General features: G+C 42.2%; 14 protein-coding genes. 7 read left to right on the top strand and 7 right to left on the bottom strand.

What is annotated here, in order from left to right; genetic code table 11:
• Window positions 1–35: 35 nt before the first annotated feature.
• Window positions 36–2312 (bottom strand): S8 family serine peptidase, encoded by a 2277-nt coding sequence (locus NQ117_RS04215; protein ID WP_258276743.1) that lies wholly within the window; start codon window positions 2310–2312, stop codon window positions 36–38.
• 366 nt (window positions 2313–2678) lie between these two features.
• The gene (locus NQ117_RS24015) at window positions 2679–7181 is read right to left on the bottom strand and encodes a S8 family serine peptidase (RefSeq protein ID WP_309137848.1); all 4503 of its coding nucleotides are present in this window, start codon (window positions 7179–7181) and stop codon (window positions 2679–2681) included.
• Window positions 7182–7623: 442 nt separating this feature from the next.
• On the opposite strand from NQ117_RS24015, the gene NQ117_RS04195 reads away from it, so the two are divergent.
• From NQ117_RS04195 to parC, 5 genes are all read left to right on the top strand, one after another.
• Window positions 7624–8436 (top strand): GDSL-type esterase/lipase family protein, encoded by an 813-nt coding sequence (locus NQ117_RS04195; RefSeq protein WP_258276742.1) that lies wholly within the window; start codon window positions 7624–7626, stop codon window positions 8434–8436.
• A gap of 53 nt (window positions 8437–8489) precedes the next feature.
• Complete coding sequence (locus NQ117_RS04190; protein WP_258276741.1) at window positions 8490–9455, top strand: ABC transporter ATP-binding protein; 966 nt, start codon at window positions 8490–8492, stop codon at window positions 9453–9455.
• A gap of 1 nt (window position 9456) precedes the next feature.
• Window positions 9457–10437 (top strand): ABC transporter permease, encoded by a 981-nt coding sequence (locus NQ117_RS04185; protein ID WP_258276740.1) that lies wholly within the window; start codon window positions 9457–9459, stop codon window positions 10435–10437.
• Between the two features lie 147 nt (window positions 10438–10584).
• Entirely contained in the window at window positions 10585–12570 is a 1986-nt protein-coding gene (gene parE / locus NQ117_RS04180; protein WP_309137847.1) for a DNA topoisomerase IV subunit B, read from the top strand.
• A gap of 14 nt (window positions 12571–12584) precedes the next feature.
• A complete protein-coding gene (gene parC, locus NQ117_RS04175) occupies window positions 12585–15035 on the top strand; it encodes a DNA topoisomerase IV subunit A (RefSeq protein WP_258276739.1) in 2451 nt (816 codons plus the stop codon).
• 12 nt (window positions 15036–15047) lie between these two features.
• Here the strand turns inward: parC and NQ117_RS04170 are convergent, their stop codons facing one another.
• A complete protein-coding gene (locus NQ117_RS04170; protein WP_169449346.1) occupies window positions 15048–15215 on the bottom strand; it encodes a hypothetical protein in 168 nt (55 codons plus the stop codon).
• Window positions 15216–15434: 219 nt separating this feature from the next.
• Here NQ117_RS04170 and NQ117_RS04165 point away from each other — a divergent pair, with 219 nt between their 5' ends.
• Window positions 15435–15932 (top strand): MarR family winged helix-turn-helix transcriptional regulator, encoded by a 498-nt coding sequence (locus tag NQ117_RS04165; protein ID WP_258276738.1) that lies wholly within the window; start codon window positions 15435–15437, stop codon window positions 15930–15932.
• A 232-nt stretch (window positions 15933–16164) separates the two neighbouring features.
• Here the strand turns inward: NQ117_RS04165 and NQ117_RS04160 are convergent, their stop codons facing one another.
• The 3 genes from NQ117_RS04160 to NQ117_RS04150 form a co-directional block, all read right to left on the bottom strand.
• The gene (locus NQ117_RS04160; protein WP_258276737.1) at window positions 16165–16863 is read right to left on the bottom strand and encodes an RluA family pseudouridine synthase; all 699 of its coding nucleotides are present in this window, start codon (window positions 16861–16863) and stop codon (window positions 16165–16167) included.
• On the bottom strand, window positions 16863–17732 hold the full coding sequence (locus NQ117_RS04155) for a class I SAM-dependent methyltransferase (RefSeq protein ID WP_258276736.1): 870 nt from the start codon (window positions 17730–17732) through the stop codon (window positions 16863–16865). Before NQ117_RS04155 ends, NQ117_RS04160 begins: the two co-directional genes overlap by 1 nt.
• Before the next feature lie 110 nt (window positions 17733–17842).
• Window positions 17843–18541 carry a response regulator transcription factor gene (locus NQ117_RS04150; protein WP_258276735.1) on the bottom strand — a complete coding sequence of 233 codons (699 nt, stop codon included), beginning with the start codon at window positions 18539–18541 and terminating at the stop codon, window positions 17843–17845.
• Between the two features lie 116 nt (window positions 18542–18657).
• Between NQ117_RS04150 and NQ117_RS04145 the strand changes: the two genes are divergently transcribed.
• The gene (locus NQ117_RS04145) at window positions 18658–20757 is read left to right on the top strand and encodes a sensor histidine kinase (RefSeq protein WP_258276734.1); all 2100 of its coding nucleotides are present in this window, start codon (window positions 18658–18660) and stop codon (window positions 20755–20757) included.
• On the opposite strand, the gene NQ117_RS04140 is transcribed toward NQ117_RS04145, so the two are convergent.
• Complete coding sequence (locus NQ117_RS04140) at window positions 20752–21072, bottom strand: helix-turn-helix domain-containing protein (RefSeq protein WP_258276733.1); 321 nt, start codon at window positions 21070–21072, stop codon at window positions 20752–20754. The genes NQ117_RS04145 and NQ117_RS04140 overlap by 6 nt on opposite strands.
• Between the last annotated feature and the right edge of the window lie 20 nt (window positions 21073–21092).

Raw genomic sequence — 21092 nt, 5'->3', positions numbered from 1 at the left:
CAGCTTCTTTTACGTGTTGGAAGTTTTACATTGAATTAGGAGTGAGATCTTTGTTGTAATGCGATAATGCCCCAATCTATCGTAAATGAGACCGTTGTTGTATTGATCGGTATTCGATGAGCTCCTACAGTAGGAATGATTGTATACTCACCGTCTGGTAAATGGACCTTGTTACCGTCTTTTATTACCTTTCCGTCCCAATTACGTACTTCGTAGTGCCCGCGTTTCGTAATGCCCACTCGTTTTTGGATAGAGCCCATGTCACCATATACTGCATGTTGAACACTCAAATTCAAATGTTGTATGGATTCGCGAACGCTGTACTCAATATTTGCTGTCTGCTGGGTCGTGTTTAATGTATTTGGTGTCATTTTAAGCGAAAAAATTGGTGGTACTGAATACTTGTCTCCAATATGCACACTGAAGGGGATTCGCAAGATGTGTCCGCTTGTCGTTTCTGTGAGGATAATGTGTCCAAAGTGACTTCCTTCGTTTGCAGATGGAGGTACATGCAGTTGAATAGAAATGGCTGCCTGTTCTCCAGCGCGTAATGGGATGAATGTGTCATTTGCTGAGACAGTGCCAACTGACGTGTCCTTCACTTGATCAGCAGCAATCTTGTGATGGACGGCTATAGGTTGATTAGGCTCATCATACTGGACAGTCATGTTATACATTTGATCTTTATCTACAATATCGTTAAGTATTAGTTCACGCTGTACGTTAGCACCAGGGATAACTTGTCCAAAAGAAAGGCTGCCTGTGTAATAGTCATCGGGTCGATTGTTTTTCGTAACATCGGTCGCTGCTTGTATTAGGGCAACGGCTTCAGCTTTCAGTATGTTTGGAATAGATAACCGGCCTGCTCCTTGGTCATAGACCTTGTAGCGTTTTCCAGCTGAATCTGAGAGCGGTACTGCATTATTCATAAGTAGGGATTTGATTTCTCCTGGTTCAAAGTCGTTGCCTTCCATTTCTGCTTTATTCAAGAGCAGCGCTGCGGTACCAGCGACATGCGGAGCAGCCATACTCGTTCCATTCGTTTCTTTGTAGGCATTGGAATAGTCCCCATCCCATGAAGGGACCGTTGAACGAATCTTCGTGCCAGGAGCTACAAGATCAGGTTTGATCTCGTAATCTGGCAAAGATGGTCCACGAGAGCTAAATGCTGCAACCTGCTGCTGAGCGATGCTTGTACTCGTGGAAGCCCCAACAGCAATTGCTTGATGCGCACCAGTAGGGTGAGTGACACTATACTCATTAGGGCCGCGATTGCCATTTGAGGTTACCGCTATAACACCTGCCATGGCAGCATTGTTTAAAGCGACTGTATCTGCCGTATACTGTGAATTGCTTTCGCCGCTTAATGATAGATTGATGATGTCCATGTCGTCTTTTACTGCTTGTTCAATTGCTGCAACGATCTGTTCGGTCGTGCCTTTTTTGTATGGGCCAAGCACGCGATAAGCATAGAGTTCTGCTTCAGGTGCAACTCCACGAACAGAACCGTACGGACCATTTGGTGTGCTTGGGCTCCCACGGCCAACCAATACGCCAGCTACAAATGTTCCATGAACCGTCGCATATTTAGCATTTTCTTCAGCTGTTAGGTCAGGGTGAGGTAGCGTTTCCATCGGATCGTTATCGTTATCAACGAAATCATATCCTCCTCGATAGGAGCTTGCTAAGCTTGGATGGCGATAATCAACGCCGGAATCAATGATGCCGACACGTATTCCTTTCCCTTTGTAACCTAATTCCCAAAGCGCGGAGAGTCCAATAATGTCTTGACTTAACGTTGTATCAGGTACCGAGTTTTGCAAGTTAGCTGTTGGCACAGTGAACGTTAATGGGACTTCGTGAAACGTTTGATTGGGGTAAATAGCTTTCACATGAGGGAGCTGCAGTAATTGTTCCACTTCATGCTGTGGGAGTTGAATGGAGACACCATTAAAAACTTGTGCATATTGATGTTTAATTTGTGCTTGCGAACTTTTGAACAGTGATTGTTTGAAAACAGCTTGTTCGCTTATTATTTGTTGGGTATAAGATTGCGAACGTGCGGCAAGTCCATTGCTCGCTTTGATTTCATACACTTTCAATGGATCACTATGTAATTCAACAAGAACGGTAATTGGCGTACTGCTTGTTTTATCGTAGTTCGTTACATAACTTTTGGGTTCTAATGATAGGTCGGTTAGCGGGACTCGCGGATGTTCATAGGCAGATAGGTTGGATGGGGGCAGTAGGATTCCAATACATAAGCTTATGCTTAATAGTTTCAGATACCATTTGTCTTTCATTTGATTCATAAATAAGGCCTCCTATTGTCTTGTTCAAGATAATTGATTAATGGATGAGGCTTTTGCAGTGGGAGTTAAATGGCGTAAGTACAAGCTATCAGAGTTCGGCAATACAAATTACCCCAATCTATAAGTGATGAACCATAATTTTTAATAAAATAAAAATAGCTGTAGGTGATTCATATGTGTATAGTGTTAATTCGAATATAATGATAAATTGAATTGCTGCGGGTAGGATGAATGTATCTTTTTAGTGATAAGTGGATATGGACAGTAATATGGTGTTATTAGAGTTGTTAATTGGGGAAGAAAAGAGGCTGCTCCTCGTAGAAATTCTACGGTAGGAACAGCCTCTTCCGTAATGCTGCGTTTAAATTACTTATGCTGGTGCTGCAAATGCTCCAATACACGATGGAGAATAGCAGCAGCTTCAGCACGTGTTACAAGTGCTTTAGGATTGAATAGATTTTTGTCTGTGCCGCGGATGAAACCTTGTTCTACCGCATAGGCGACTGCAGCTTGAGCATCAACGCTGATTTTGTTGCTGTCTTTGAAAGTAAGCTTTTTCGTAGTTGATTTGAGATCAGCTTTCAACGCTTGAACAAGCAATACAGTAACTTGTTCGCGAGTCAGATTCGTAAATGCGCCTTTTTCTTTCGCACGATCGTTCCACTTCAATGATGTGCCAAGCAAACGATCCAGCAAGGACAGCCACTCAGCTTGATTTACGTTGTCGTTCGGCTTGAATGTGTTAGGCGTTGTTTTACCAGCGATCAAATGGTGAGCCGCAAGCACTTCGATGCGGTCTTTTGCCCAATGCTTTGCAAGATCGGAGAAAGATTTTTCATAAGAACCTAATGTGAAGATAGCGCCAGACTTATCTACATTAACATGTAGATAACCTGTTGCTGGCTTAAGACCAGCATTCAAGTAAGATAGTTTGTCGCTGTAAGTTGCGTCGTAAACGCCTACTTTACGCGGATCTTTTGCCACTGCAGCATCAATTTTGAGACCGACAAGCAAAGATGTTTTCCATGTTTTCTTGTTTGTTGAAATCTTCAAAGTTGGTGCAGATTGATTCACACCAGCGATAGCAGATGTGGAAGCATTGTTCTTTTGAGACACAATGAACTTAATGCCGTCTTTATCTGCAAGTTCGCTAAGTGTTTCATTGGAAGCCTGAATGTCTAACGTAGTTCCATTTACGCGCAATGTTTTCTTGGAATCAACCAACGCTTTAGCAATCGAGCTAGAGAGTTGAAGCTCAACTTGCTCATATTTCGTGAAGTCTAAGTCAGATACATCTAGTTGAACTTGCTTCACATCTTTGTTGTCCAATTGAGCTTTAATTACGTTATCTTCTACCGCTAAGACACCGTTTTTCTTGCTGTCTTTGGTTGATTCTGTTAAAGTACCTGCTTTAAGTTTAATGCCTGATGGTCCAGCAGGGACTCCCCAATAGCCGCCAGGGTTGGTAACAGGAGGGGCAGGTTTGACTACTTTTATTAAGATAGGTGCATAAGGCACAACAGTCTCTACTTTATTAGCTGAACTTAACAACTTAATGTTTTGGACATCAAATAAATAAGTGCCAGCTTCTTTTGCTTTGAAAGTTAGGCTGACTAGATTATCGACGCCTTTAGCAGCCCCATTAGAAAGGCTTACTGCATAATCGAGTCTCTTCTTATTAGGACCAAAATCAACTATGTTTGAATTAATCGCTAACGGAACACCAGGATTATGTTGCTGTTGGTAGGTAGCCAACGTTACACTTTGCTGAATATTACTAAGTTCCAACTCAAACTTTTTATCGTACAAGACGCTAAAGTTAGCAGCATAAACAGCTTCTGTAGCTGTAACCTTTACATCTACACGGAAAGTATCTCCAAGCTTAACTTCAGAAGCAGATGAAACGGCTCCTACAGCTGGTGAGTTAGGCTCATAATCAAATTCAATAATTTGTGGTTCAGTCTGTCCGTTTCCAGCTATATCATGTACAAATAACCCAAGCACATTCTCGCCATACTTTAATGGAACATCTACAGTGAAATCACCATTGTTTAAAACCTTGCCAGTAATAAAGCTCGCACTACCATCTGGATTTATTGCTGCTACTTGTACACCTATGATCTTATCGAGTGGTTGTGTTGCAGACAGCAGATCGATTAGTAAATCGTTGTCGATTGTACCACTAATCGTACCATGAGTTGGTTTTCCTTGAATTATTCCGATTTCCTTTTTTAATGTATAGTCTGGTGCTGTATTATCGACAATAATTCCATTTCTAGCATTGAGTAAAAGCTTGGAATCGACTTTAGGTACCAAATAATAGAAACCATCTTGAAGTGAAATGGATGCATTGTCTTTCTTCACTGTTCCATTCCATTTGCTGAATTCATAATATCCTTTATTGACGCTGCCATTTGACTCTAGTACCGTACCTAGCTCTTTGTAAACACCATCAACTACACTGATGGCTAATTGATTTACTTTTTCTTTAACTCCATATTCAACATCAATAAAATCTTGCAATCCATCTCCATTTGGAGAGAAGAACAGGTTAGAAGGAGTGACACTTGGTACTGACGGCAGAACATAATCGTCACCAACATAAGCGCTGTATGGAAGACGTAGGGTATGATTACTTGTTGTCTCTTTTAGTAATATGGCCCCTTCATATACACCTTTAGCAGCCTTAGCAGGCACATTCAGCGTAAGTTTAAATGAAGCTTGATCGCCAGCTGAAAGGTTCACCTGTGTTTGGTCGGGAGTTACTGTAACATCTGGAGAACCGCTAATTTTTTCCACAGAAACATCATAGACTTGATTTTTTTTGGCAATATCTTTAAGGGTAACTTGCTTTTCAGATGTTGCACTGATATTTATTTGGCCAAATGAAACACTACCAGTGGAATAATCATCAGGTATATAATCTTTTGTTGCATCTGTTGTGTAGCCTACTAAAGCAACAGCTTCTGCTTTTAATATTCTAGGAAGGTCCACACGACCTGCACCTTGAGAGGCAATATCATAGGTTTGGCCTTCGCGCGTTTTGACAGAAACTGCATTATTCGTAATGAGTGACTTGATCAGATCTGGATTTAATTCTTTTTGTTCCTTCTTGGCTTTTTCCTGTAATAGAGCTACGACACCAGCGATGTGAGGAGCAGCCATACTTGTGCCGTTGTTATCTTCATAAGCTTTTTCGTATTTGCCGTCAAAGGCTGGGACAGAGGAACGAATCGCTACGCCAGGTGCGAGAATATCAGGTTTAATAGCATATCCCGGCAAAGCAGGGCCGCGTGAACTAAAGCCAGCGACTAGGTCCTGTTCCGTGATCGTTTGGTATTTTAGCTTTGTTGTTCCAGCAGAGAGCTTGGCTTTAATCGCTTCTCCATCTTTCTTAGTAATACCGAATGTAGGAGCCGCTTTTGGATCAGGTACAGATGGGCTCAGCTCTCCATCAGTATTGTTATGAATAAGAACGGCAGCAGCACCCGCAGCTGTAGCATTAAGCGCTTTTTCAGCAAATGTAATCTCTCCACGGGAGATGAGAACCAATTTGCCTTTTACATCCTTATCTTTAAAATCAGAAACTTTACCAAGGCCAGCGAATACGACTTCAAGTTCTTGATTCTCTTGTAAGAACTTCTCATATGTAGCAATATTACCGTGAATAGCGGTTGTACCAACTCCATGGAAATTAGCAGCTGGTAATGGAGGAGTGGAAGCACCTACAGATATTGCTTGATGTGCACCACCTGGGCTACCAACGGTATAACCGTTAGGACCTGAGTTTCCGTTCGAAATAACGACAGGGACTCCTACAATAGCAGCATTGTTAGCCGCTACGGAATCTGCTGTATATTCGAAGTTAGTAGGTGAGCCTAAGGATAGATTCAGAACGTCCATACCATCTTGTACTGCTCGCTCAATCCCCGCAATAACAGAAGCAGTTGTACCGCTACCATATTCACCAAGTACGCGATAAGCATAAAGATCGGCTTCTGGAGCAACACCTCGTACCCAACCTTTATTAAAGTTAGGGACATCTGGATTTCCTCGGCCTACAATCGTTCCAGCGACATGTGTACCATGAGAGGTTTCCACGTTTCTACCGTTTCTTGGTGGTTTCGCCGGATTAGGTTTTGTTTCGTAAGGATCGTTATCATTGTCGATAGTATCATATCCGCCTTTATAGGCATCTTTTAAACTTGGGTGATTGTAATCAACCCCGGTATCAAGTACGCCGACCTTAATGTTTTTACCTGTCACACCAGCATTCCAATACACTGGGGCACCAATATGCTTAGACGAATCATCCATAAATGGGTTCACGTTCGCGTCATCTTGGATTGGCAAAGAATAGAAGGTCTGGTTTGGATAGATAGCTTTTACACCTGGTAGTTTAAGCAAGTCATTCACTTGCTGGCCATTGATCTCGACTGCAAAGCCATTGAAAACTTGTGTGAATTGTCGATTAATTTTACCGTTTAACTCGGATTGGAGCGCATATTTAAATTGTGTTTGTTCAAGTTGCAATTGTTGAATTGTTTCTTCGCCACTCGATAAAATCCCAGGATTTTGTTGAGTTTGTTGAACTTTTAATGGTTCTGTATGAAGTTCTACGATAACAGTGATTGGTTGATTGCTTTCGGAATATGCATGAGGCAAATAGTTTTGGGGTTCTAATTTTGAGAACTTAGTATCCTTTGGTAGCTTGGACGTTACTTTTAAGTTTTTAATAATATCAATTTCTGACTGCTTGGAAGGTTGCCCTGCTTGCTCAGCTGCTGCAAAAGTTGGAAACAAAAGACTTGCAGTTAGCGTTAAGCTCATAAATGTGGCTAATGTTTTGCGGTAGGAAGTTGTACTCAAATAAAATCCTCCTTCAATTATGGGGTTATAGTTCGATGATAGAGTTAAAACAGTGAGGCATGAAGGAAAGCGCAGAACCTCCTTTCCAGGATGAAGTGAACTGCATCTAACTGAGTACGATTCTAAGATGTGCATGTCTATGAGGTAATACTTCCTATTTTAATGTGAGAATTGACCAGTGTACATGGATTATATTCCTATTTATATAGAAAAAAGTCCTGAATTTCGCTCGACATATTAGACGAAAAATGCAGAAAAAGCATGCTTTTTGTCAAATGGAACGAACTGGTTATGTTTGCATTGTTTCAAGGAAATAGGTAATGTAAAGATATTGATTGGAAAAATATCGATATGAAGCGTTGTAATCGTATTCGGAGTTGTTATTCAGTGCTTATATGCTTGCATATCGGGTTTGATTTGAACGAAGAAACGAGGGGTATTTTTGAAACGAAAACAATCTCGGCTTTGGTCGGTTATTATGGCAGGGGGGATAGCGACGACGTTGTTATTTCTCCTAGGCTTTGGTTTGGGGGTCGCAGATATCGTTGCTCCTGCATCCATACCATTTACGGAGAAACCTGAGTCTCAGGTACCAGTTGTTGAAACAGAGCGTGTGGAAAAAGAAATAAACATTGTCTCCTTAGGTGACTCTTTAACGCGTGGAACAGGAGATGAGACGGGTCAAGGTTATGTTCGTCGTGCTATCGCTCAGCTGTCTAAGGAACAAAGCAAGCCTGTTACACTCGTCAATAATTTAGCTATTAATGGACAGCGTGCGGATCAGCTTGTTGAACGTTTGAAACAGCAGTCTGTCGGTAATACATTGAAGCAAGCGAACGTTATTTTTCTAACGATAGGCGGCAATGATTTATTTCAGAGTGCACGTGATGATCAGGCAAGCAACAATCCGTTGACCGCAGAATCTCTTAAGGCAAAAGTAGAGAAGGGAACCAATGATGCGATTCAAGTGCTTCAACAGATTCGAAAATGGAATGAATCGGCGCTTATCGTATATGTGGGATTGTACAATCCATTTTCTGATTTGAAAGAAATGCATCAAGATGGCAATGAAGTCGTGCAGCAATGGAATGAAACGATGTTTAATGCCATAAATAAAGATGCAAATATGATTATGATTCCGACACAAGATTTATTTGAGCGGAATATAGGAAAATATTTGGCTTCTGATCATTTTCATCCGAATGGAGCAGGATACGAGGCGATTGCTACACGAGTGGTGCAAAGTATCAAATAAGGTAACGATTTGAGCGTAGTGACTCATTAGTCATGTAAACAGGAGGTGGTCATATGACGGAGCAGTCCATTCCTGTCTTGTCCGTACAGCAATTGAAGAAGCGTGTGGGCAAGAAGTGGATTATACATAATGTGTCGTTTGACGTACACGAAGGCGAAATATTTGGCTTTCTTGGTCCGAACGGTGCGGGGAAGACAACAACGATACGTATGTTGGTGGATCTCATTAAACCGACAGAAGGAAGAATTCAAGTATGCGGCTACGATGTAAATAAAGAGCCTGAGAAAGCACTTCGCTTCGTTGGAGCCATTGTTGAAAACCCTGAAATGTATAACTTTTTAACGGGTTGGGAAAATTTAGAGCAGTTTGCACGGATGGTACCTGATGTAGATGAAAAGCGGATTGAAGAAGTAGTAGCTATCGTGGGAATGTCCAAACGAATCCATGACAAAGTAAAGACCTACTCCCTAGGTATGCGTCAGCGTCTCGGGATAGCTCAAGCATTGCTAGTTAGACCGAAGTTGCTTATTCTCGATGAGCCGACAAATGGATTGGATCCTCTAGGTATTAAGGAGTTGCGCCAATTTATCCGAGTGTTAGCCGAAAGTGGAATGGCTGTATTTGTATCAAGTCATTTGCTTAGTGAAATTCAGTTAATGTGTGATCGTGTTGCCATTATTAGCAATGGAAAAGTACTCGCGGTAGATGATGTTGATAATCTTCTACATGGTAGAAATCAATATGTGATATGGTTTGTATCAGATATAGGACAGGCTACAACGATTTTGGAGCAGAGTGGATTCACTCGTATCGTAAATGAAAAAGATGCAATCATCGATGAGTCTATTTTGATAGGTTTACCAGAGAGTCGTGTTTTGACAGATACGCACCCTGATCATATTGCTGACTTGAATCGACTGTTGCTGGAGCATGGTGTTCATGTGAGTGGCATTCAGCGTGTAATGCCTACGTTGGAGCAGCTCTTCTTAGAAATGACAGAAGGGGGGCACATCGAATAATATGTTGGCGCTTATTCAAAATGAAACGATAAAAGTATTGAAAAAACGACGCTTCTATGTCGTTCTTCTCATCCTACTTATACTTATACCTGTTTTTACATATGCGCAAATGAAAGTGGCTCAAAATAGCCTTGAGAAATTCGATCAGGACTGGCGTAGAGAACTTACGCAGCAAATTACAGATTTGCAGAACTCACTGGGCAGTGACCGAATACCTGAAGAATGGAAAAAGTTCAGAAAAATAATATTGCAGCAGCTTCAATATTATCTAGATCATGATGTTAATCCGAAAGAGCCCAATGGTGTAACGTTTACACGTACATTTATGGACAATTCGGTGAACCTATTTATACCGCTGCTTGTCATGGCAATTGCCAGTGATATCGTATCTTCCGAGCGTTCTACAGGCACGATTAAGATGCTGCTTACTAGGCCTGTGAGAAGATGGAAAATACTAATGAGTAAATGGCTAGTGCTCATGATGTTCACGGGCATCATTGTATTTGTGACAGCACTGCTCTCTTATGTCATTTCAGGCGCTGTCTTTGGATATGGAGGCTGGACGACACCATTATTTACAGGTTTTGATGTATCGGGGACGAGCGTGGATTACAATGATGTTCATATCGTGCCAGCATGGCTATATGTTCTAATGCAATGCGGCCTGATCTGGTTTGCTAGCATTGTTGTTGCTGCACTTGGATTTATGATATCTGTACTGGTCCGCAGCACGGCTGCCAGTATTGTGACGTTAATGGCGACACTTATTGCAGGTACAATCTTGTATAACATGGCCTCGTCGTGGCCAACTGCAAAATATTTGTTTATGATTAATTTGAAATTAACGGATTATTTGGCAGGAACTCCAACGCCAGTAGACGGCATGACACTTCCGTTTTCATTGGCTGTACTAAGCATATGGGCGATTTGTGCACTGTTTATTGCTTTCCGTGTCTTTACGAAACAGGACATGATGAATTAAAATAGTTAAGAAAGCGAAACATCTGTTTGCATCCTGACGGCTGCCGAGAGGCTGGAGACGTTGTCGTAGACGTCTGGGTGCGACAGATTTTCTTTTGATTTCGGAAATTCGATAATCATCATTAGTTTAAACAAAGGGGGAGCATGAATGGTCGACCAAGTCGATATGTTCGGCGGAAAGCCTGAGCAGCAAGGTGCAGGCACGATAATGGAATATGGCGCTGACGACATTCAAGTGCTCGAAGGGCTTGTAGCGGTACGTAAGAGACCGGGGATGTACATTGGAAGTACAAGCTCCTCGGGTCTTCATCATCTTATTTGGGAAATCGTGGACAATGCCGTCGATGAGCATCTTGCCAAATACTGCTCTGTTATAGATGTCACCATACACGCGGATAATTCCGTGACTGTACGAGACAATGGACGTGGTATTCCAACGGGAATACATAAGACAGGTGTACCGACTCCACAGGTCGTATTTACAATCTTGCATGCAGGTGGAAAGTTCGGTGGAGCAGGATATAAGAAATCCGGGGGCTTGCACGGGGTTGGTGCCTCGGTTACGAATGCTTTATCAGAATGGTTGCAAGTAGAAATTTATCGAGACGGCAAGATTCATCGCCAACGCTTCGAGTCATGGACGGATGCCGCTGGAATTGAGCATGTGGGTGAACCTGTTACAGGATTGGAAGTCGGTGGTAACACGAATCGCACAGGTACGAAGGTAACTTTTAAGCCTGATACGAAAGTGTTTCATGGTAATATCCATCTGAATTTTGATACATTGAGCGAGCGTTTGCAGGAAATAGCCTTCCTGAATTCTGGTTTGGAAGTCAATGTGAAGGATGAGCGTTCTGGTAAGCAGGAGCAGTTCCGTTATGCTGGCGGTGCAAGTGAATTCGTACAGTACTTAAATGAGAACAAAAGTGTACTTCACGAAGTGATTCACTTCACAGGTGAAAGAGACGAGATCGAAGTCGAAATCGCGATGCAATACAATGATGGATATACAGAAACGATTGCGTCGTTCGTTAACTCCATTTCAACAAGAGGTGGCGGTACACACGAGACTGGCTTCAAAACGGCATATACGCGGGTAATGAATGAATATGCTCGTAAAATCAGCATGTTGAAGGAAAAAGATAAAAATCTCGAGGGTAATGATTTGCGTGAAGGCATGATGGCAGTCGTTAGCGTGAAAATGTCCGATGTGGAATTTGTCGGGCAGACAAAAGACCAACTAGGCAGTGCTTCTGCACGTGGCGTCGTAGATGCGGTCGTAACGGAGCAGATGCAAATCTTCTTGGAAGAGAATCCTCAAATTGCTCAATCGTTAGTTAAGAAGGCTGTTCAAGCTTCTAAGGCTAGAGAAGCTGCGCGCAAAGCGAGAGAAGAAGTACGATCTGGCAGGAAGCGCAGCGAGAGCACGAATTTAAATGGCAAGCTAACACCAGCACAATCCAAAGACTCTACTCGTAATGAGTTGTTTATCGTCGAGGGTGATTCAGCAGGTGGATCTGCGAAGCAAGGGCGTGATTCCAAGACGCAAGCAATCCTGCCGCTTAAAGGTAAGCCGATGAACCCAGAGAAGTCCAAGCTCGCGGATATTCTTAAAAATGACGAGTACCGGACTATCATTCACGCAATCGGCGCAGGCGTTGGTTCAGAGTTTGAGCTGGACGAATGCAACTATTCCAAAATCATCATTATGACCGATGCTGATACGGATGGGGCGCATATCCAAGTATTGCTGCTGACATTCTTCTATCGTTATATGAAACCATTAATTGACGCGGGACGAGTTTACATTGCTCAACCGCCACTGTTCAAGATAACTCACAAAAAAGGGAAGCACACTTCTGTTAGATACGCATGGACAGATGTACAACTGAACAATTACTTGAAACAGTTAGGTTCACAAGCTGAAATTCAGCGCTATAAAGGACTCGGTGAGATGAATCCCGATCAACTGTGGGAAACGACGATGGATCCGGAAACACGCACGTTGTTACAGGTACAGATTGAGGATGCTGCTAAGGCGGAGCGTCGTGTGTCGACGCTAATGGGAGATAAGGTCGAGCCGCGAAAGCGTTGGATTGTAGAGAACGTGGACTTTACAGAGTTCGAAGAATAGAAGGGTGATTATAGATGAGCGTATCGGAACAGTTTAAGCCTGCGTTTCTTGAAGACGTAGTCGGTGACCGATTCGGTAGATACTCCAAATACATTATTCAAGACAGAGCCATTCCAGATGTTCGGGATGGCTTGAAGCCAGTTCAACGGCGTATTTTATTTTCTATGTATGAGTCTGGAAACACGTCTGATAAGCCTTATCGCAAATCTGCGAAAACCGTCGGTGATGTAATGGGTAATTATCACCCACACGGAGATTCCTCCATTTATGACGGCATGGTTCGCATGGCACAGCCTTGGAAGATGTCGCATGTGCTTGTAGACGGACATGGTAACTGGGGTTCACTAGATGATGATCCTGCAGCAGCAATGCGTTATACAGAGGCTAGGCTGTCACCAATTGCGAATGAATTGCTTCGTGATCTTGATAAAGATACGGTTCCTTTCCGACCGAATTTTGACAATACGACGGAAGAACCGTCCGTTCTGCCGGCACGCTTTCCGAACTTGCTCGTAAATGGTGTCAGCGGTATTTCATCAGGATTTGCTACCGAGATACCTACGCATAGTTTGCGTGAAATTATCGATGCTTGTGTTGCCCTTATAGATAAGCCCTTCATGGAACTAGATGAAGTCATGCAGATCGTTCAAGGTCCTGATTTCCCTACCGGTGGCATTATTATGGGCGAAGAAGGAATACGTGAAGCATATCGGACTGGTAAAGGGCGGATTTACATTCGCTCGAAGACCGAAATCGAAGATTTGCGTGGCGGAAAGCAACAAATCGTTATCACGGAAATTCCATATCAAGTTGTAAAGTCTCGTCTTGTTACAGCGATGGAAAACATTCGCTTGGAAAAGAAAGTAGATGGGATCGCTGAAGTTCGGGACGAGAGTGGCCGCGATGGATTGAAGATTGTGGTTGAGCTGAAGAAAGAAGCGGATGCGCAAGGTATTCTGAACTATTTGTTCAAGAAGACGGATCTACAAGTGACTTATAACTTCAATATGGTTGCGATCGTGAATAAAGCACCACAGCAGCTTGGCATTATTCAAATATTGAAAGCTTATATTCAACATCAGCGTGAAGTGGTAACCGCACGAACACAATATGATTTGAATAAAGCGTTAGATCGTTCGCACGTATTAGAAGGTTTAGTTAAGGCGCTAAACATTTTAGACGAAGTCATCGCAACGATTAAAGCATCGAAAAATCGTCAGGATGCGCAACTTAATCTCGTTAACCAATTCGGATTCACAGAACGTCAAGCAGATGCAATCCTAACCCTTCAGTTGTATCGTTTAACGAATTTAGAATTAACGTCATTAACGAAAGAACTTGATGAAATTAAGAAAAAGGCAGCAGAGCTCCAACTTATTTTAAGTAACGAGCGCAAGCTGCTGCAAGTCATTAAGAAAGAAATGACGGATATCCGCAATCGCTTCGGCATCGATCGTCGTTCAGTTGTACAAGGCGAAATTGAGGAGATAAAAGTCAATCTTGAAGTTATGGTTAATTCCGAAGATGTAATCGTAACGGTTTCTAATGATGGATATGTAAAGCGTACAAATATGCTTTCATTTAATCGTTCTGGCGGAGAATGGAACGCTTCTGGTGTGAAGGAAGGGGACCAAATCAGGCATGTGTTTGAAGTGAACACACTTGACCGATTATTGTTGTTTACACAACGTGGCCAGTACTTCTCACTTCCCGTACACCTTGTGCCTGAGTTTAAGTGGAAAGATAATGGAACAGCCATTGTCAACGTGATTCCAATTGCCAAAGAGGATCGAGTAGTCGGTGTGATTCCTGTCAAGTCGTTCGAAGATGAATCGCAATCTCTCGTATTCGTTACGAAGCGAGGTCAAGTAAAGCGTACGCTAATAAAAGAGTATGAAACAAATCGAAGTGCTGCTGTCGTTGCATGTAAAGTGGCCGACCATGATGAGATTATTCATGTTTATGGCTCAGATATGTCCAATGATTTGCTTCTTGTTACGAAGCAAGGCATGTCCATTCGTTTTGCAGAAAATGAAATCAATCCAATGGGTCGAGCTGCTGCTGGTGTGCGTGGCATCCAACTGAAGGATGATGATTGTGTTGCAACTGCGCTTAGTGTGCATGGAGATGAAGGGGAAATTACGGTCTTAACCGATTTGGGTTGGGGCAAGCGCTCTTTGCTGCTGGATTATGTCCAACAAGGTCGAGGCGGCAAAGGGATGGCTAGCTTTGAGTTCAAGGAAGGCAAACGTGTAAAACCAAATGGTTCAGTTGTTATGGGCGCTTTCTTCAGCAAAGATGCTTATCCGATCATAGCATTAACCAATAGTGGTCGTACGCTATCGGTGTTAACTGAGCGGGCTCCGCTAATGGATCGAAAGTCTATAGGTAAAGTACTGCTACCATTGGAGAAGGATGAGCAGGTGATCGATGTATTTGCACTCCATCCTCCCCAGCATGAATAGAACGGCTCTGGATCAGTCATATGGTTTATGAGGCGGGTCTAACAGTTCATTCAATTTCATAGTTAACTCCAACACGACCCACAGTGGTACCGGTTCATCCAATCGGTCTTGCCATTGTGGGTCTTTTATAATTCCGGCACGTACTGCGCGGTTAAATAAGTCCAGTTTCCACGTATCCATCCTCATGCTCCTTTCATTTTGAGAAATGAGATTGCCTACTTTATTGTATGAAGGTATTAGGCACAGTGTGAACGATATGACAAGTTTGACATTGTAAAGTATGGTTGTGATTTATTGCATTTGTAAACATATGTGAAAGGGAACGTGACCATGAATGACAACTGTGGTATAATTTAGTTGTTTTTGGAGGAACGGGACAGTGTTGGAGAGGGTGGTCGAATGCATGCTCACGATTTTGCGAAAGTATGGTCTAAATTAACAAAAGATTATCGCAACGTTATGGACGAGGCGTTAGCCCCTAGTTTGACGGACAGTCAACTTATTGTATTGGAAAAGGTAGCGGAGCATAAGCGGCTAAAGCCCTCTGCTTTAATTCCTTATCTAGAAACGACAGCAGCAGCAGTAACGACATTGTTAGACCGTATGGAGAAGAATGCATTAATCAGCCGCGAACGCGATCAAGAAGATCGACGTATCGTATGGGTCAGTTTAACTTCGTTCGGGGAACAAGAGATGGACAGAGGTTTGGCTGCCCGTGAATCTTACTGGAATGAACTATTAAGTCGAATTTCATCACACAATCAACAACTATTATTGCTACTACTCCATAAGCTCACTCAATCACCGATCGATCAGCTCACGAATTCAACGAAGAAACAACCAGCGGAGTTGACTAGCGTACTAGCTTCTACTTTGCCGGAATCCGCCCATAAGTAATTTTGACATCCTGAGAATAGCAGCTTGAAGCTCTGTCCCTTATACATTTACTATCATGCCTTATATTCAAATCTAGTATATACAATGCTTTTTGTAAGCAAGCAGGTACACTTCATTAACATTATGATATTTCTTCAACTTCAAAGAAACAAATAATAGGTTGCAGTAGCTGTGATATAAGCACAGCCGCCGCAACCTATTATTTGTACAAAGTATGACGCGTAATTGTGTACTAGCGCTGCAAACATCCCCACATATCCCACGGATAAACTTGTGGAGGACTGCAAGTGAAGCTCATCTGTTCTTTCAATGTTGGATGAGTAAACGCTAATTTGTAGGACCACAAGGCAATTTGTTGGCCAGGCTTGTTCACACTAGCGCCATATCGTTGATCTCCGTATAGCGGACAGCCAATTGTTTGCATTTGAACTCGAATTTGATGCGATCTGCCTGTATGAAGCTGAATGCGTATCAGGGACAAGCCTTTTTGGTGTTCTAGCACTTCGTAGTCTAAACGAGCTTCTTTGGCACCTGGTGTATGAGCGGATACAGCACGTACGTTGTTGGTGCGAGTGTCCTTCAACAAATAGTGTGTTAGGCTCCCAAATGGAGAGGCAGGACGGCCATGTACGACCGTCACATACTGCTTGTCTAATTCATGCTTGCGCACGGTATCGGACAGGCGAGAAGCTGCTTTGGACGTTTTGGCAAATACCATTGCTCCGCCCACAGGACGATCTAGTCGATGAACGAGCCCCATATACACATTGCCAGGCTTGTTATAGCGAGTTTTCACATCATGTTTAAGTATGGTGAGCATATCTACATCTTGAGTAGAGTCAGCCTGTGACAGTATGTTCACAGGCTTTTCTACAACAAGAATATGATTATCCTCAAATAGAACTGGGACAGATGGGTAGGAGTCACTCATTATGATGACTCCCAACGTCCTAATATACCGCAAGGCAGCACCATGCCGGAGTTCGTAATCGGCAAACCAATCTCACCACATGTAATTTTTCCTTCATAACGCTTTTTCATCGTCATTGTTAACAAATTATCCAATACAGTAGGGGAAAGACCTGTCGTATAGGAGTTAATCAACATGAACAAAGGATTGTCAGACATAATTGTCGTACAGAATTCCAAGAATGGATAGAGGCTTTCTTCTAGTTTCCAAGTTTCCCCATTAGGTCCGCGCCCATAAGAAGGCGGGTCCATAATAATCGCATCGTATTTATTACCACGACGCTGCTCGCGTTGTACGAATTTAAATACATCATCAGTAATAAAGCGAATAGGACGGTCGGCAAGGCCAGAAAGCTGAGCATTTTCTTTTGCCCACTGAACCATACCTTTAGCGGCGTCGACATGACATACTTCTGCTCCGGCAGAAGCGCACGCTAAAGTAGCTCCGCCTGTATAGGCGAACAAATTAAGTACTTTAATGGGACGGTTCGCATTTGCTATTTTATCCATCATCCATGCCCAGTTTACCGCTTGTTCAGGGAATAGTCCTGTGTGTTTAAAGCTAGTCGGCTTAATATGGAATTTCAAATCACGGTATTGAATCGACCAGCGCTCAGGGACTGGTTTTTTCATATCCCACTGTCCACCACCGGCTGAGCTGCGATAATAGTGTCCGTGTACATTTTTCCACTGATGATTCTCATTTGAGATTGGCCAAATAATTTGAGGGTCAGGACGACGCAGGACGACATCGCCCCAACGCTCCAATTTCTCACCGTTTCCAGTATCTATTAACTCGTAGTCTTTCCAATTTTGCTCCATGTATAGCATATCCAGTCTTCCTTCCTTGTCATCAAAAAAATCACTAAATCTTATTGTACTACAAAAGAAGGGGTTCATTCTACTGTGAGATAAGGAAAGGTGAAACATAGATAAAAAAGCTACTCATTCGCAAGGAATTTGTAGCCTACACCTCTAACCGTTACAATATATCGCGGGTTGGTGGGATCGGGTTCTATTTTTTTACGAAGATTGCTGATATGAACCATTAACGTTCTTGTATCGCCAAAGCTTTCTGAATTCCAAATTAGCTGGTACAATTGTTCCAAACGAAAAACCTTATTTGGGGTTTGAGCTAAGTGAGAAAGCAGATCAAACTCTTTGGATGACAGAGAGATGAGACGTCCATTTGTTTTGACAGTATGACTATTGAGATCGATTTCTAAGCCGGGGTAGGCAAGCAGGGTGCTGTTGCTTTCTGCTGATTTATGCAAAGTCGTACGTCGAAGATGGGCCTTTACTCGCGCAACTAATTGGCTTGGACTAAATGGTTTCGTTATGTAGTCATCTCCGCCAATGGTCAGACCTAAAATAATATCAACATCATCGCTTTTACAACTGATGAAGAGGATCGGGACGTTTGAAGTCTTTCTAATTTCTTTACAAACTTCAATCCCATCTAACGATTTTAGCAAAATATCAAGTATAATAAGATCGGGCTTCATTTCAGCGGCGAGCTGTAGTGCGTCATAGCCATTATCAGCAATTACGACTTGGAATCCTTCCCGCCTTAAATACAAGGATATTAGCTCTGTAATCTCAGCTTCATCATCTACTACAAGTATTTTAGCATCACTCATCTTGGCTATTCACCTCCACATCTCATATTATAGCGAACAATGGTAGAAGATGACAACACAGTAAGTGAGTGCAGTTGTCGAATAAGCCAAGCATTGATATATATTGCAGCGAGTAAGTGTACTGGGGGTGTTTCCGCATTAAAAAGCTATCCTTTCATGCATTTGTAGCTTTAGCGGTATTGGTTGTCATTGTGCTTCAACTTATAGGAGATATCTCGCATTCCAAAATTGCACCACAAGTACAATATGGTGTATTGAATTTGAAAGCTTGGAATTTTGAAAGAGACGGGTCCGTAACTCTTAATGGGAAATGGGAGTTTAATTGGAATGAGCTGCGTACACCAGAAATGTTTGCTGCAGGGAGTGACCAGCACTATGTCTCTGTCCCCAAGTTGTGGAATCAAGTTGAACTGAACGGAGTGCCGCTAAGTGGTGCAGGCTACGCATCATATCGAATACAAATATTTAAGAACCCATCTGAAGTGCTTCTTGGCTTATGGATGCCAGGCACATTCAGCTCCTATAATATTTGGATCAACGGTAAGCTGTACATAAAAGAAGGTGTAGTGGCAAATAACGCTGAAGAAGCAGTTCCTTCTTTTAGAAATCGATTAATTATGATTCCTGCGCCAAAAGAAAAATTGGACATCGTCATACAGGTAGCAAATTTTGCTCATCATAAGGGTGGGATCTCTGTTGCGCCAGAGATTGGAACTGTGAATCAAATGACCCGTAAAAGCAAGCTAGAGACAGCGAAGGATTCGCTTATTTTCGGATGTTTACTTATTATTGGTTTGTATCAGTTTGGAATGTTTATGGGACGGCGTAGAGAAAAGTTTACATTCTTTTTTGGTCTGCTTTGCATCGCTATTGCTGTAAGAATGCTCACTTTAGGTGATGTAATGCTTATGTATTGGACCTCATGGTATCGATGGACGGGTGTCATTAGACTGGATTATTGTCTAATGACGATTGCTGTAATGGCAGGTGTCAGCTTTGTCCATTATTTATTTAAGGAAGAAACACTTCAAAAATACTACTACACATTGATTGGGTTTGGTTTTGTATTTTTACTCATCACCTTGACTCTATCTCCATTATTCTTCACATCGATTCTTATTATGTACCAAATCTATATTGTTTTCGCGGTTGTTTTTTCAATTATCGTTACGGTTCGCGCAATTCAGAGTCAGCGTACGGGGGCCACGATTACATTATTAGGATTTATCATTTTTGCGGTTCTTATTTTTAATGATATTTTATACTACCAAGGGATTGCTCCTATTCGTGATCTGGCTCCATTTGGACTTGTTGTTTGCGTATTTATGCAATCTATAATGCTGTCTAGACGCATATCCAAGGCAATGGGGGATGTGGAATCTCTCTACTATGAATTACGAGAGCTTAATGCTGGACTTGAAACGAGGATTGAACATCGTACTTCAGAATTAGTGCGGATGAATGAAAGTTTAGAATCCAAAAATGAAGAGCTAGAACGTATGGAACGTTCACGTAGACATTTGTTATCGAATATATCTCATGACTTGCGAACCCCTATGACATTAATTAGAGGATATTTGGAGGCACTCTACGACGATGTTATTGTTGAGCCTGACGAACAAAAAAAATATATGAAACTGATGCTTAACAAAGTGAATAGCTTAAATCATTTGATTGAGGATTTATTCGAATTATCTAAGTTGGAGGCTCGTCAGGTCAACGTAGAAATGGTAGATGTGCGTTTGGAGCGTTTTATTTCCCATATTGAAGAACAGTATGAATTAGAATTGCGTGCAAGGGGACTGCTGTTTGCTTGTTACAATCTGACGTATCGAGATGCCCCTCCGGTAAGTTTAAATCTTAGAATGGACTTAGACAGAATGACACAAGTATTTGATAATATAATATACAATGCTGTCAAATTTACCCCAACCGGAGGAAAGATAAGCATACGCTTTCAATATGTGGTATCTAAATCTTGTATCCATATTTCAATTAACGATACAGGGGTTGGGATTGATGCGGAAGACTTGCCCTATATTTTTGATCGCTTTTACAAAAGAGATAAGTCTCGAAATTCAGCAGTAGGCGGTAGTGGATTAGGTCTGTCAATTGCCAAAGAAATTGTAGAGCTTCATCATGGTCGGATATGGGCGCAAAGTGCATATGGTCAAGGAAGTACGTTTCATATTGAACTTCCTGTGTACGACTTATAATTTTGAATTTGATTGTTTCATAGCATGCATCATATGAAGAGTTTGCTCGCGTGACTGCTCATCCATGGCTTGCCATAGTTGAAGCAGTCTTTTTGTTTCTTGAGGCTCGTGGTCTTGCAGGTCAGAATTTATAAGATAATCAATCGATACGTCAAATAAAGTCGATAGTTTACGAACTGTATCATAGACGGGCTGTCGGCTATTAATTTCGTAATGGCTGTAGGCCGAGCGAGTCACGCCAATATATCTTGCTACTTCCTCTTGCGATAGCTTGCGAGAAATACGCAGGCGTCGCAATCTTTCTCCGATCGTCATATGGGATACTCCTTCGTTTA

This window comes from Paenibacillus sp. SC116, assembly GCF_024733555.1.
GTDB lineage: Bacteria > Bacillota > Bacilli > Paenibacillales > Paenibacillaceae > Paenibacillus_B.
This window is presented reverse-complemented; position numbering and strand designations above follow the sequence as displayed.